The organism is Paenibacillus sp. NEAU-GSW1, assembly GCF_009737085.1.
Classification (GTDB): Bacteria; Bacillota; Bacilli; order Paenibacillales; family Paenibacillaceae; genus Pristimantibacillus.
Genome location: NZ_WOVL01000007.1, coordinates 62,071 through 76,519 on the forward strand (window position 1 = coordinate 62,071; position 14,449 = coordinate 76,519).

12 protein-coding genes are annotated in these 14,449 nt (G+C 51.7%); 11 read left to right on the forward strand and 1 reads right to left on the reverse strand.

Features of this window, described 5'->3' with window-relative positions; genetic code table 11:
* Positions 1-7 precede the first annotated feature (7 nt).
* From purB to purD, 10 genes are all read left to right on the forward strand, one after another.
* Complete coding sequence (gene purB / locus GOM71_RS06720; RefSeq protein ID WP_156279100.1) at positions 8-1,303, forward strand: adenylosuccinate lyase; 1,296 nt, start codon at positions 8-10, stop codon at positions 1,301-1,303.
* Positions 1,304-1,319: 16 nt separating this feature from the next.
* On the forward strand, positions 1,320-2,216 hold the full coding sequence (locus tag GOM71_RS06725) for a phosphoribosylaminoimidazolesuccinocarboxamide synthase (protein ID WP_156279102.1): 897 nt from the start codon (positions 1,320-1,322) through the stop codon (positions 2,214-2,216).
* 281 nt (positions 2,217-2,497) lie between these two features.
* On the forward strand, positions 2,498-2,740 hold the full coding sequence (gene purS, locus GOM71_RS06730; RefSeq protein ID WP_156279104.1) for a phosphoribosylformylglycinamidine synthase subunit PurS: 243 nt from the start codon (positions 2,498-2,500) through the stop codon (positions 2,738-2,740).
* 3 nt (positions 2,741-2,743) lie between these two features.
* Complete coding sequence (gene purQ, locus GOM71_RS06735; RefSeq protein WP_156279106.1) at positions 2,744-3,436, forward strand: phosphoribosylformylglycinamidine synthase subunit PurQ; 693 nt, start codon at positions 2,744-2,746, stop codon at positions 3,434-3,436.
* Positions 3,414-5,657, forward strand: a complete 2,244-nt coding sequence (gene purL / locus GOM71_RS06740) for a phosphoribosylformylglycinamidine synthase subunit PurL (protein ID WP_156279108.1) — start codon at positions 3,414-3,416, stop codon at positions 5,655-5,657. Before purQ ends, purL begins: the two co-directional genes overlap by 23 nt.
* Positions 5,642-7,120: an amidophosphoribosyltransferase gene (gene purF / locus GOM71_RS06745; protein WP_156279110.1), complete on the forward strand. Its 1,479-nt coding sequence runs from the start codon at positions 5,642-5,644 to the stop codon at positions 7,118-7,120. The genes purL and purF overlap by 16 nt, the downstream gene beginning before the upstream one ends.
* A gap of 49 nt (positions 7,121-7,169) precedes the next feature.
* The gene (gene purM / locus GOM71_RS06750) at positions 7,170-8,213 is read left to right on the forward strand and encodes a phosphoribosylformylglycinamidine cyclo-ligase (RefSeq protein WP_367649495.1); all 1,044 of its coding nucleotides are present in this window, start codon (positions 7,170-7,172) and stop codon (positions 8,211-8,213) included.
* A complete protein-coding gene (gene purN, locus GOM71_RS06755; RefSeq protein WP_156279112.1) occupies positions 8,213-8,824 on the forward strand; it encodes a phosphoribosylglycinamide formyltransferase in 612 nt (203 codons plus the stop codon). Before purM ends, purN begins: the two co-directional genes overlap by 1 nt.
* Before the next feature lie 307 nt (positions 8,825-9,131).
* The gene (purH, locus tag GOM71_RS06760) at positions 9,132-10,682 is read left to right on the forward strand and encodes a bifunctional phosphoribosylaminoimidazolecarboxamide formyltransferase/IMP cyclohydrolase (protein WP_367649496.1); all 1,551 of its coding nucleotides are present in this window, start codon (positions 9,132-9,134) and stop codon (positions 10,680-10,682) included.
* A gap of 33 nt (positions 10,683-10,715) precedes the next feature.
* Positions 10,716-11,990 (forward strand): phosphoribosylamine--glycine ligase, encoded by a 1,275-nt coding sequence (purD, locus tag GOM71_RS06765; protein ID WP_156279114.1) that lies wholly within the window; start codon positions 10,716-10,718, stop codon positions 11,988-11,990.
* A 79-nt stretch (positions 11,991-12,069) separates the two neighbouring features.
* Here the strand turns inward: purD and GOM71_RS06770 are convergent, their stop codons facing one another.
* On the reverse strand, positions 12,070-13,623 hold the full coding sequence (locus tag GOM71_RS06770; RefSeq protein ID WP_156279116.1) for an MDR family MFS transporter: 1,554 nt from the start codon (positions 13,621-13,623) through the stop codon (positions 12,070-12,072).
* Positions 13,624-13,810: 187 nt separating this feature from the next.
* On the opposite strand from GOM71_RS06770, the gene GOM71_RS06775 reads away from it, so the two are divergent.
* Positions 13,811-14,422: a TetR/AcrR family transcriptional regulator gene (locus tag GOM71_RS06775; protein ID WP_156279118.1), complete on the forward strand. Its 612-nt coding sequence runs from the start codon at positions 13,811-13,813 to the stop codon at positions 14,420-14,422.
* Positions 14,423-14,449: the final 27 nt, after the last annotated feature.

Sequence of the window (14,449 nt, forward strand, 5' to 3'; positions counted from 1 at the left end):
CCCGTACATGTTAGAGCGTTACAGCAGACCGGAAATGAGAGCAATTTGGACCGAACAGAACAAGTTTCAAGCATGGCTTGAAGTTGAATTGTGTTCTTGCGAAGCTTGGGTGGAGCTAGGCGTTATCCCGAAAGAAGACGTAGAGGCATTGCGTAAAGGCGCAAGCTTCAACATCGACCGCATTTACGAAATTGAGCAAGAAACCCGCCATGACGTTATCGCGTTTACGCGCGCTGTATCGGAAACAGTTGGCCCTGAACGCAAATGGGTGCATTACGGCCTGACTTCGACTGACGTTGTCGACACAGCTACCGGCTACTTGCTTCTGCAAGCGAATGCGATTTTGAAAAAAGACATCGAGCGCTTCATCGCGATTCTGCGCGAAAAAGCGATTCAATATAAAGATACGCCGATGATGGGCCGTACGCACGGCGTTCATGCCGAGCCGACAACGTTCGGTTTGAAAATGGCGCTCTGGTACGAAGAAATGAAACGCAACCTGGAGCGTTTCGAGCATGCGGCAAATGGCGTGCAGTTCGGTAAAATTTCCGGCGCTGTCGGCACTTATGCAAACATCGATCCGTTTGTAGAAGAGTTCGTCTGCAAAAAGCTCGGCATTACGCCGGCACCGATCTCGACGCAAACGCTGCAGCGCGACCGTCACGCTGAATATATGGCGACGCTGGCTCTCGTAGCAACCTCCCTTGATAAATTTGCAACGGAAATTCGCGCTCTGCAAAAATCGGAGTTCCGCGAAGTGGAAGAGCCGTTTGCGAAGGGTCAAAAGGGATCGTCCGCAATGCCGCACAAACGCAACCCGATCGGCTGCGAGAATATGTCCGGCCTGTCCCGCGTTATCCGCGGCCACATGCTGACAGCTTACGAGAACGTTCCGCTGTGGCATGAGCGCGACATCAGCCACTCGTCCGCTGAACGCGTCATTTTGCCGGATGCGACAATGCTGTTGAACTACATGCTGAACCGTCTGGGCAACATTATCAACAACTTGACGGTATTCCCGGAAAACATGAAGCGGAACATGCAGCGCACGTTCGGCGTACCGTTCTCCGGCCGCGTGATGACGAAGCTGATCGACAAAGGCCTCAGCCGCGAGCAAGCATACGACACGGTCCAACCGCGTGCGATGCAAGCTTGGGAAGAACAGCGTCAATTCCGCGACATCATCGGCGAGACAACGGAAATTACGAGCCTGCTGTCCGCAGAAGAAATCGACGATGCGTTCAACCCGGCATGGCACTTGAAGCATGTCGATACCATTTTCACACGTCTTGGATTGAACTAAGGGGGATTCGAGGAGAATGACCGCGTCAAAGCAAGCATTGTCTACCGCTGCGGAGTATGTAAAAGCGCCGCTGCTTTACAAAGGAAAGGTTCGCGAGCTGTACGATCTCGGCGAGCATTACCTGATCGTCGTTACCGACCGCATTTCTGCTTTCGACTATGTGCTGGATCCGGCGGTGCCGGATAAAGGGAATGTGCTTAACCGCTTGTCGGCCTTCTGGTTCGAGCAAACAGCGGACATTCAGCCAAACCATGTCATCCACACCGACGTTGAGAAGCTCGGCGACATCATCACGGAACCGGAGCTGCTTAAGAACCGTATTATGGTTACTCGCAAAGCGGAAAGAATCGACATCGAATGCGTCGTCCGCGGCTATATCACGGGCGGAGGTTGGAGACAATACCAGCAAACGCAAGCGATTAATGGCATTGAGCTTCCGGCCGGATTGCGAAAGAACGAACGCTTCCCGCAGCCGATTTTTACACCGGCAGCGAAAAACGATGTTGGACATGACGAGGACATCCCGTTTGAGCGGATGCAAGAGCTGATCGGCGCCGAGCTTGCGGAAGAGCTTCGCGACCGCAGCATCAAGCTCTACGAATTCGCTCATGCTTACTGCGCGGAACGCGGCATCATCCTCGCCGACTGCAAATTCGAGTTCGGATTGGTCGACGGCAAAGTTATCCTGATCGACGAAATTTTCACGCCGGACGCTTCCCGTTTCTGGGCCGAAGGCAACTATGCGTTTGACATCGAGATCGACAGCATGGATAAAGAGCCGGTTCGCACCTACTTGCTCGGTTCCGATTGGGACCGCGACAGCAAGCCTGCGCCGCTTCCGCAGTCCGTCGTCCAAGAGACGACCGATCGCTATCTCGACATCTACCGCCGTTTGACCGGCGGATCATTATAGAGTAATAAAATGCCCGGCACAAGCAAAGCGCGTGCCGGCCCAACTGTTCAACGACTCGCCCGGGAAGGTTTTTCACAGAATGCATCAGCGAAGCAGATGCGGGTGTCCAGTCTGAGAGCCGACAGGCGTCCGCTTTTGAAACCTGAAAAATTTCCGCGATTCCAATGTCATCTGAATTTTTCAGGTTTCAACGCGGTGAAGACGGACACCCGCATCGTATGAGCGGCATGCCCTCTGTGAAATACATGACCGGAAAAAAACCCATTTTTAGGAGGCAACCCATGAAAGCAATCGTCTACGTTACCATTAAAGAAAATGTATTGGATCCGCAAGGAACAGCCGTTCAAGGCGCGCTGCACACGATGGGCTTCTCGGAAGTCGGCAAAGTGCGCATCGGCAAATATTTGGAGCTTCAGCTCGACACGAACGACCGCGCGGCAGCGGAAGAGCAAGTGAAAACTATGTGCGAGAAACTGCTCGCGAACACGGTTGTAGAAGATTACCGCTTTGAACTGGAGGGTTAAACGATGAAGTTTGCAGTTCTTGTATTTCCAGGCTCCAACTGCGACATCGACTGCTACAAAGCGGTTGAAGCGATCGGCGAGCAAGTTGAATACGTATGGCATACAACAACGGACTTGAGCAGCTTTGACGCTATTCTCGTGCCAGGCGGCTTCTCGTACGGCGACTACTTGCGCTGCGGCGCGATTGCCCGTTTTGCCCCTGTTATGAACGAAGTGAAAAAAGCAGCCGAAGAAGGCAAATTCGTACTAGGCATTTGCAACGGATTCCAAATCTTGACGGAAGCAGGTTTGCTCCCAGGCGCCCTGATCCGCAACACGGGTCTGAAATTCCGCTGCCACCAATCGCCGCTTGAAGTCGTGAACAACGGCACGGCATTTACAAACCAATATTCGCAAGGCGAAATTATCAGCATTCCAATCGCGCACGGCGAAGGCAACTACTTCTGCGATGACGCGACATTGGCTAAGCTTGAAGCAAATAACCAAATCGTATTCCGCTATGCAGGCGACACGAACCCGAACGGCTCGGTCAGCAACATTGCCGGCGTAAGCAACGAGCGCGGCAATGTAGTCGGCATGATGCCGCATCCGGAGCGCGCGATGGATCAATTGTTCGGTTCGGAAGACGGCAAACGGATGTTTACATCGATTTTGAATGCATGGAGGGAACAGCATGGCGCAGCAGTTAACGGCTAAGGAGCCTACAGCGGAACAAATTGCGGATCAACGCATTTATACGCAATTCGGCGTAACGGATTATGAATATGAGCTCATTTGCGGCTTCCTCGGCCGCAAACCTAACTATACGGAAATCGGCGTATTTAGCGTTATGTGGTCGGAGCATTGCTCTTACAAAAACTCCAAGCCGATTCTGAAAAAATTCCCGGTCACTGGTCCTCGCGTTCTGATGGGACCGGGCGAAGGTGCGGGCATCGTCGATATCGGCGACAACCAAGCGGTCGTATTCAAAATCGAATCGCATAACCATCCATCCGCGGTTGAGCCTTACCAAGGCGCAGCAACGGGCGTAGGCGGCATTATCCGCGACATTTTCTCGATGGGCGCGCGTCCTGTGGCTTTGCTGAACAGCTTGCGTTTTGGCCGTCTGGAAAATGACCGCGTTAAATATTTGTTTGAGAACGTCGTTAGCGGCATCGCCGGCTATGGCAACTGTATCGGTATCCCGACGGTTGCGGGCGAAGTGATGTTCGACGAAAGCTATGAAGGCAACCCGCTCGTTAACGCGATGTGCGTGGGCCTTATCGATCATGATAAAATCCAGCGCGGTGTCGCAAAAGGCGTAGGCAACCCTGTATTCTATGTAGGTCCTGCAACTGGCCGCGACGGCATCCACGGCGCAACGTTCGCTTCCGTTGAGCTCTCCGAAGAATCCGAAGAGAAGCGTACGGCTGTACAAGTCGGCGATCCGTTCATGGAGAAGCTCGTTATGGAAGCGACGCTTGAGCTGATCGATTCCGGCATCGTGCTTGGCATTCAAGATATGGGCGCAGCAGGCCTCACTTGCTCCAGCGCCGAGATGGCGTCGAAAGCAGGCAACGGCCTTGAGCTGTACCTGGACGAAGTTCCGCAGCGCGAAACGAACATGACGCCATATGAAATGATGCTTTCCGAATCGCAAGAGCGTATGCTGTTCGTTGTTGAACCGCAGCATGAAGCGCAAGCGAAAGAAATTTTCGACCGTTGGGGCATTATTTGCGCCAAAGTCGGCAAAGTAACGGATGACGGACGTCTCCGCCTGTTCCATAAAGGCGAGGAAGTAGCAGATATGCCGGTTAAAGCGCTCGTTGACGAGTGCCCGGTTTACGAAAAACCATCGAAAGAGCCTGCATACTTCGGCGAAAGCGCATCGGTTGATACAGCTGATTTCGCAGAAATCACCGATCTGACAGGCGCGCTCGAAAAAGTGCTCGCTTCCCCGACGGTAGCAAGCAAAGAGTGGGTTTACAACCAATACGATTACATGGTACGCACATCGACAGCGGTTCAACCGGGCTCCGACGCAGCGGTCGTTACGATTGACGGCACGCGCAAAGGTCTGGCGATGACAACGGACTGTAACGGCCGTTACGTATTCCTTGATCCGGAAATGGGCGGCAAAATCGCAGTAGCGGAAGCAGCGCGCAACATCGTTTGCTCCGGCGCAGAGCCGCTTGCGATTACGGACAACCTGAACTTCGGCAGCCCGGAGAAGCCGGAAGTGTTCTGGCAGCTGGAAAAATCGGCGGACGGCATGTCTGAAGCTTGCCGCGTGCTGGATACGCCGGTTATCGGCGGCAACGTCAGCTTGTACAACGAGAATGCGAAAGGCGCAATCTACCCGACTCCGGTAATCGGTATGGTAGGCCTGGTGCATGACACGGATCACATTACGACGCAAGGCTTCAAAAAAGAAGGCGACGTTATCATTCTCGTAGGCGAGACTCGCGCAGAATTCGGCGGCAGCGAGCTGCAATACGTACTGAACGGCGAAGCGAAAGGCCGTCCTCCGGTTATTGATCTGGCGACGGAGAAAACATTGTTGAACACGGTGCTTGGCGCGATTCAGAAAGGTCTTGTCGCTTCGGCTCACGACTTGTCTGAAGGCGGCCTCGCAGTTGCTCTTGCTGAATCGTGCATCAGCGGCGGCGTTGGCGCAGACGTAAACGTTGCAACTGAGCTTCGCGCTGATCATGCTTTGTTCAGCGAATCGCAATCGCGCATCCTGCTCTCCGCGAAACCGGAGCAAGCGGCAGCGCTGCAAGCGCTCCTGAGCGAGCAAGGTCTGGTAAACGCGGCGATCGGTACAGTTAAAGGCAACAGCCTGACCATTAACATTAACGGCAAATCCGGCATCAATGCGCCGGTACAACAACTGGAGAAGGTCTGGAAGGATGCGATTCCATGTCTGATGAAATAAAACAGCTTAAGCTGTGGACGGGAAACCATTATAACGAAGGTATCGGACGCGACGATATTTTTGATAAATTGCGTGAAGAGTGCGGGGTGTTCGGGGTGTTTAACGTCCCGAACGCTTCTTCGCTTTCCTACTACGGCCTTCATGCACTGCAGCATCGCGGCGAAGAGAGCGCGGGAATCTGTACGGTTGATACGGAAGACGGCAACAGCTTTGCTTATCACCGCGGCATGGGTCTAGTAAAGGAAGTGTTCGATAAAGAGCGGATTTCGTCGCTCAAAGGCGACCGTTCGATCGGCCACGTCCGTTATTCGACGGCGGGAGAGAGCAAGCTGGCGAATGCGCAGCCGCTAATTTTCCGCTATCGGGACGGCGATCTTGCTGTTGCGACCAACGGCAACATCGTTAACGCTCCGGAAATCCGCAAGGAGCTGGAGAGCCAAGGCTCGATTTTCCAAACATCCAGCGATACGGAAGTTATCGCTCACTTGATCGCCCGTTCGCCGAAAGATTTCGAAACAGCGGCTAAAGAAGCGCTGCAGCGCATTATTGGCGGTTTCGCATTCCTCATTATGACGAACGACAAACTGCTCGTTGCTTCTGATCCGAACGGACTTCGTCCGCTTGTAATGGGCAAAATGGGCGACGGCTACGTGTTCTCGTCAGAATCTTGCGCCTTCGAATCGATCGGTGCGGAATATCTTCGCGATGTACAGCCAGGCGAGCTGCTGTACTTTGACGAGAACGGCATGCGTGAAGATCGCTATGCCGAAGTCGAGCGCAGAGCAACTTGCGCGATGGAATATATTTATTTTGCCCGGCCGGACAGCGACATTAATACGATCAACATCCACTCTGCCCGTAAACGGATGGGCAAGCAGCTGGCGATGGAATCGTTCGTCGATGCGGATATCGTAACCGGCGTGCCGGATTCCAGTATTTCGGCGGCAATCGGTTATGCGGAGCAAACGGGTATTCCTTACGAGCTTGGCCTTATCAAAAATAAATATACGGGACGCACGTTCATTCAGCCTTCCCAAGAGCTGCGCGAGCAAGGCGTGAAAATGAAGCTTTCCGCCGTTCGCAAAGTCGTTGAAGGCAAACGCGTTGTCATGATCGACGATTCGATCGTTCGCGGCACAACGTCGCGCCGTATCGTAAATATGCTTCGCGAAGCAGGCGCAACGGAAGTTCACGTCCGGATTACGTCGCCGCCTTTCAAAAATCCTTGCTACTACGGTATCGATACGCCGGACCGCAAGGAATTGATCGCTTCCTCGCGTACCGTTGAGGAAATTCGCGATATGATCAACGCGGACTCGTTAACCTTTTTGAGCAATGAAGGCTTTATCGATTCGGTCGGCGGCAACGATGGCGCGTATAACCGCGGCATGTGCCTCGCTTGCTTCGATAACGATTATCCGACTCCGGTGAACGAAGAATCGGATAAGAGCTGCAGCTGCTGAGGGAAACTAAGTTATAATTGAACAACGATATTAAAGGGGATGACTAGGAGTGTCAGAAGCGTATAAACAAGCCGGCGTCGACATTGCTGCGGGCAATGAAGCGGTTGAGCGGATGAAAAAGCACGTGAAGAAGACTTTCCGTCCTGAAGTGCTGACCGATCTTGGCGGCTTTGGCGGACTGTTCGGCTTGAACAAGGATAAATACGAGGAGCCGGTTCTCGTATCTGGAACGGACGGCGTAGGCACAAAGCTGAAGCTGGCTTTTGCAATGGACAAGCATGATACGATCGGCATCGACGCAGTTGCGATGTGCGTAAACGACATTATCGTACAGGGCGCTGAACCGTTGTTCTTCCTTGACTATCTGGCATGCGGCAAAGTCGTTCCTGAGAAAATCGAAGCGGTTGTTAAAGGCATTGCTGACGGCTGCGTGCAATCGGGCTGCGCATTGATCGGCGGCGAAACCGCAGAAATGCCTGGCATGTACCAAGGCGACGAATACGATATCGCAGGCTTTACAGTCGGCGTAGTCGACAAGAAGAAAATTATCGACGGCACTACGATTGCAGCCGGCGACGCCGTAATCGGCTTCGCTTCCAGCGGCATTCACAGCAACGGCTTCTCGCTCGTTCGCCGCCTGCTTCTTGAAGAGTGCGGCTACTCGCTTGACCAGCGTCTGCCTGAGCTTAACGACGCGGTACTCGGCGACGTGCTGATCGAGCCTACGAAGATTTATGTGAAATCGGCGCTGAAGCTGATTGAGAAAGTAAATGTTAAAGGCATGGCGCATATTACGGGTGGCGGCTTTATCGAGAACATCCCGCGCGTGCTGCCAGAAGGCGTAAACGTAGATATCGAATACGGCTCGTGGCCGATTCTGCCGATTTTCCAGCTGATGCAGGAAAAAGGCTCGATCACAAACCGCGATATGTTTACAACTTTCAATATGGGCATCGGGCTGATCGCAGTTGTGCCTGCTGAGCAGGCGGAAGAAGCGCTTCGCATTGCCGCTGAGTTGGGCGAGCAAGCTTACCGCATCGGAACTGTAACGGAAGGAAGCAAAATCGTTACGTTCACGGGAGCGGAAGTGTAATGGGAGCATTGCGGTTAGCTGTATTCGCGTCGGGGCAAGGAACAAATTTCCAAGCTCTGGCCGATGCGGTGCAGCAAGGAAGGCTCGATGCGACCATCGAGCTTCTTGTTTGTGATCGGCCGTCGGCGCCTGTAATTGAACGGGCGCAGAGGGCGGGTGTTGAGACATTCGTATTCAAGCCGAAGGACTATCCGTCCCGTGAAGCGTACGAGAGAGAGATACGCGCGGAGCTGGAGAAACGAGGCGTTGAGTTGATCGTGCTCGCAGGATATATGCGTATTCTGACAGCGGAGTTGGTCGAGCCTTATTATGGCCGAATGATCAATATTCATCCGTCGCTGCTGCCGGCCTTTCCCGGCGTAAACGGGATCGGCCAAGCTTTAGGCTATGGAGTGAAGGTAACAGGGGTAACCGTTCACTACGTAGACGGCGGCTTGGACAGCGGGCCAATTATCGCGCAGAGCATTGTAGAGGTGCAGGATGGCGACACGGAAGAGACGCTTGCCGAACGCATCCATGCAGCCGAGCAACAGCTGCTGCCGCGAGTAACGCAGCTTATAGCACAAGGACGAGTTGCAATAGACGGACGTAAGGTGACGGTACGTCAGTAGCCGCTTCGCTGGTAAAGTAGCCCAGGCGCCTAGTGGCGGGTTTAAGGTGCAAATGTACCTTAGAGCTTCGGCAGAGTAGTTATATAGGTGTTATAAGGTGCAAATGTACCTTAGATCGCAGCAAACGGAGTAACTTATGCGCCAATTGGTCGTTTTAAGGTACAAATGTACTTTGGAGTGCCGGCAGAGTAACTGTTTTTGCCGTCTAAGGTACATATGTACCTTAGACCACCATGAAAGTCACTTTTGAGTCCAAACAGGACATTAATTATAAATTCAGAGTGTGAAATTAAGGAGGATTTATCGCGTGGCTATTCGCAGAGCGTTAATTAGTGTTTCGGATAAGACAGGCATTGTGGAATTTTCTCGTGAGCTCGCCAGCCAAGGCGTGCAAATCATTTCGACAGGCGGTACGTTCAACCTGCTTGAGAAGGAAGGCATTCCGGTTATCGGCATTTCCGACGTAACGGGCTTCCCTGAAATTCTCGACGGCCGCGTAAAAACGCTCCATCCTGCAGTACACAGCGGCTTGCTCGCCGTCCGCGACGACGAAGAGCATCAGAAAGTAATGAAAGAGCTGGAGCTGGACTACATCGACCTCGTTGTCGTGAACCTGTACCCGTTCAAAGAAACGATTTCCAAGCCAAACGTAGAATACGCGGACGCAATCGAAAACATCGATATCGGCGGTCCTACAATGCTTCGCTCGGCAGCTAAAAACCATAAATTCGTGACAGTTGTCGTTGACGCTGCGGACTATCCGGCCGTTATCGAAGAAGTGAAAGCAAACGGCGATACCTCCTTCGAAACCCGCAAACGTCTGACGGCTAAAGTGTTCCGCCACACGGCTCAATACGATTCGTTGATCGCGGACTACCTTTCGAAGCAAGTAGGCGAGACGCTTCCAGAAAGCTACACGGTTACGTACGAGAAGGTGCAGGATCTCCGTTATGGCGAAAATCCGCATCAAAAAGCGGCATTCTACAAAAAACCGCTGGCGGCAGCAGGCAACATTACGACGGCTGAACAGCTGCACGGCAAAGAACTGTCTTACAACAACATTAATGACGCAAATGCGGCGCTCGCGATTGTCAAAGAATTTGACGAGCCGGCTGTCGTTGCTATTAAGCATATGAACCCTTGCGGCGTAGGCATCGGCGTAAATATCCATGAAGCGTATCAGAAAGCATACGCAGCCGATCCGACTTCGATCTTTGGCGGCATCGTGGCGGCTAACCGTACGATCGGCGCTGAAACGGCTGAGCTTCTGAGCCAAATCTTCCTTGAAATCATCATTGCTCCGGACTTCACGCAAGAAGCGCTGGACATTCTGACGAAAAAGAAAAACATTCGTCTGCTCAAGCTTGGCGAACTGTCCGTTGCAGCTGCGGATCGCCAGCCGGAATGGCTCGTTACGACGGTGGACGGCGGCATGCTCGTACAAGAGAGCGATGTGCGCAGCCTGACGGAAGCGGATCTGCAATTCGTTACAGACCGCAAGCCGACAGAAGAAGAGCTGAAACAAATGCTGTTCGGCTGGAAAGTCGTGAAGCATGTGAAATCGAACGCAATCGTGCTCGTGAAGAACGACATGACGATCGGCGTTGGCGCCGGCCAAATGAACCGCGTCGGCTCCGCGCGTATTGCGATTGAGCAAGCGGGCGAGCAAGCAGCAGGCGGCGTACTGGCATCTGATGCCTTTTTCCCGATGGGTGACACGGTTGAGCTTGCAGCTAAGCACGGCATTACAGCGATCATTCAAACCGGCGGCTCCGTGAAGGACGCGGAGTCGATCGCAGCAGCAAATGCGAACAACATTGCAATGGTATTCACTGGCGTACGCCATTTCAAACATTAATAGAAACAGAACAAGCGGGGGGAGGCAGCACAAATGAGAATTTTAGTTGTTGGCGGCGGCGGGCGCGAGCATGCGATCGTTTGGGCGCTTAAGAAGAGCGAGAAGGTAAAAGAAATTTTTTGTGCGCCGGGCAACGCCGGTATCGCTCAATTGGCGGAGTGCGTGCCAATTGCGGTAAACAAGTTCGACGAGCTTGTTCAGTTCGCGAAAGACGCGGCGATCGATCTCGTATTTATCGGTCCCGACGATCCACTTGCGGAAGGCATTGTCGATGCGTTCGAAGCGCATAACATTCCGGTTTACGGTCCGAGCAAGGCGGCTGCAGAAATTGAAGGCAGCAAAATTTTTATGAAAAACCTGCTGAAGAAATACAATATTCCGACGGCAAAATACGAAACATTTACCGATTACGAGTCGGCTTCGGCTTACTTGCGCCAGCAAGAAGTGCCGATCGTTATTAAAGCCGACGGCCTTGCTGCAGGCAAAGGCGTAACGGTTGCTTATTCGATGGAAGAAGCAGAGCGCGCGCTGCGCGAAGCGATGGTCGATAAAGTGTTTGGCGAAGCCGGAAACCAAATCGTAATTGAAGAATTCTTGGAAGGACAAGAAATGTCCATTCTGGCATTCGTCGACGGCGAGACGGTACGCGCGATGGTGCCGGCGCAAGACCATAAGCCGGTTTTCGATAACGATAAAGGGCCGAATACGGGCGGCATGGGCACTTACACGCCGTTGCCGCACATTCCGCAATCGATTGTCGAAGAGTCGATCGAGAACATTATCATCCCTACAGCGAAAGCGATGGTTAGCGAAGGCCGCCCGTTCCGCGGCGTGCTGTTTGCCGGATTGATGATTACGAAGGACGGTCCGAAAACGATCGAATTCAACGCTCGTATGGGCGATCCAGAGACGCAGGTTGTTCTCCCGCGTCTGGAAACAGAACTGGTCGATATCGTTCTTGCTTCGATTAATGGCAGACTCGATCAGCTTGATATCGTATGGAGCGATGAAGCGGCTGTTTGCGTCATCGTCGCTTCCGAAGGCTACCCGGCCGCCTATCCGAAGGGCCGCGTCATTACGGGTCTTGATGCAGCAGCGGCGCAAGGCGCGCTCGTATTCCATGCTGGTACTGCCGACAAAGACGGCAGCATCGTAACGAACGGCGGACGCGTGCTTGGCGTCGTTGGCCGCGGCCGCGACATTGCGGAAGCCCGCAACCGTGCGTACGAAGCGGTTAGTGTTATCCATTTCGACGGCATGCATAACCGTACCGATATTGCCGCTAAGGCGTTGAAGGGCTTGCAATAAAATAATCACTTCTACACGCCTGAAATTGAACTGCCCCCAGATGTTAGACAATCTCTAACCTATTGGGGGCAGTCCTATTTTATTTAGATCCGTTAGCAGATTCGTGCATTTTATTTTTTACTACTAATCGGGCATTGCCCATTAGAAAGCTTGCAATAAGGCCGATTCCAACAAAGATTAGCCCCCCTTGGAATACATTATCCAATGCATGGCTAAATGCGTCTCGAAGCCCTGTGAAAACTTCGGGAGGCAGTGAGCCCCGTACTCCGGAATCCAATAACGCTTGTGGATTGGCAATCTCTTGTACTTGTTCTGCAGGAATGGCATCCAGCTCCTTATTGAGCTCGATCAATCCTGATTCCATCTTTTGTGATAAGAGACTGCCCAATACACTGACTCCGATTGTCCCCCCGATTGAACGAAAGAATTGAGAGGAGGACGTAGCCACTCCGATTGTTCTGCTATCAACCGCGCTCTGTGCCGCTGTACCCACAACAGGATATACCGCCCCCATGCCGAGCCCGGCTATAATCATATAACATATCATTTGAAATTTAGTCGTATCTACTGTTACCTGACTGAGCAAAATAAAACCTACTGTCAGGAGCGCCATGCTCGGTACGAGAATAGCGCGATAAGAAATTTTGTTCATCAGACGCCCGCCAACCATTGAAGTGACGATGACGGACAGCATGAGCGGCGTTAGTATATAACCCGCTATGGAAGAACTCACACCGATAACGCCTTGTACGTACAACGGAATGTACACAATCGCGCCGAACATACCCGCACTCATAAAAAATCCGACTATATTTCCGAAAGCAATAGTGCGAATTTTGAAGAGATGAAGCGGAATAATGGGCTCCTTCACCCTCGTCTCAATCCAAAGAAACAATGCGAGAAAGACAGACCCTATGCAGAACAATCCAATAATTTGAGGGGAGTTCCAGGCGTATGACGTACCTGACTCCTGATGGGTACCGCCTAATACAAGTGCAAGCAATATCGATAGAATTGCAACACACAAGGTAATCGCGCCAAACCAGTCTATGGTTCGTTGTTCACTGCTCTTGCTTTCCTTCATAGCCAAAGCAACTAGAAGCAAGGCAGGAATTCCGACCGGAATATTGATGTAAAATATCCATCCCCAGTTCCATTGCTCCACAATCATTCCCCCGAGGGCCGGCCCAATGATGCTGGAAATAGCGAACAGCGCTCCAAACAGCCCCATAAACTTCCCGCGTTTATCGGGGGGATAGGTATCTGCGACGATCGTCATCGAAATCGGCATTAAAGCGCCTGCTCCAAGACCTTGAACCCCTCTGAAAATGATGAGTTCCGTCATATTCCCTGCAAAACCGCATAAAGCGGAACCGATAAGGAATAAGACAATTCCAATCAAATACATTTTTTTATGCCCAAATAAATCTGCCAACTTACCGTAAATCGGCATGGTCGCTGTCGATGCCAGCATATAGACAGTAAATACCCAGCTATACAGCGAAAATCCCCCCAACTCTTTAATTACGGTCGGCATGGCTGTTGAAATGATTGTCTGATCTAAAGAGGATAGAAAAAGTCCCATTAACAAACCGCTTGTCACTAACCCTGCTTTTGGTTTCTCACTTGTCATTCTTGCACGCTTCCTTTCGTTATATCACTTTATGAATACATGGTGTTGCATTAGCGTCGATGTGTTGTTTATGATATAAGAATCAAGGAAAGCCGGCAACCAACAACATTTAAATAATTGTCGCATTGTTGACAGGTATTGCCGGTATGCTGCAGAAGTCAAAAAAAAGAGACAAGGAAGGTAGCAAATGTCTAAAAAGTCGATACAGATCGATCCGCGGATTAAACGAACACTACATCTAATCAGGGATGCGCTGATATCGTTAATGGATGAGAAGGGGTTTGATCAAGTCTCTGTTCAAGACATAACGGGTCGCGCAGAAATTAACCGAGCTACATTCTACCGTCACTATCAGGATAAATATGATCTTTTAGAAAAAATAGTGGATGAAATGCTGCTTCAGTTTCAAGCTGCATTTCAACTTCCGCCCGAATTTGAAGCGCATCATTTCGTTAAGGATATTGAAACGCCGCCGGACTCCTTTATTCGCCAATTTGAGCAGGTTGCTGAACATTCCCAATTTTACAAAGTAATGCTGGGTCCTAATGGATTGCCTGGTTTTTCCCTTCGGATGGAGACGATCATTCGCGACTCCTTGAACCACCGGTCGATGATAGCTCAACCGATTGACAGTCAGGTGAAAATACCCCGAGAAATTATTGTTCGCTACGTCGCATCAGCCCATCTTGGCATCATTATCTACTGGCTGGAAAAGGATATGTCTTACACACCTAAATATATGGCAACGCAGCTAATGCGCTTGCATGGATTTGGCTCTACGCATTTTTTTCAGCGTTAGCTTTTGCTGCATTGAAACAGAAGGGGA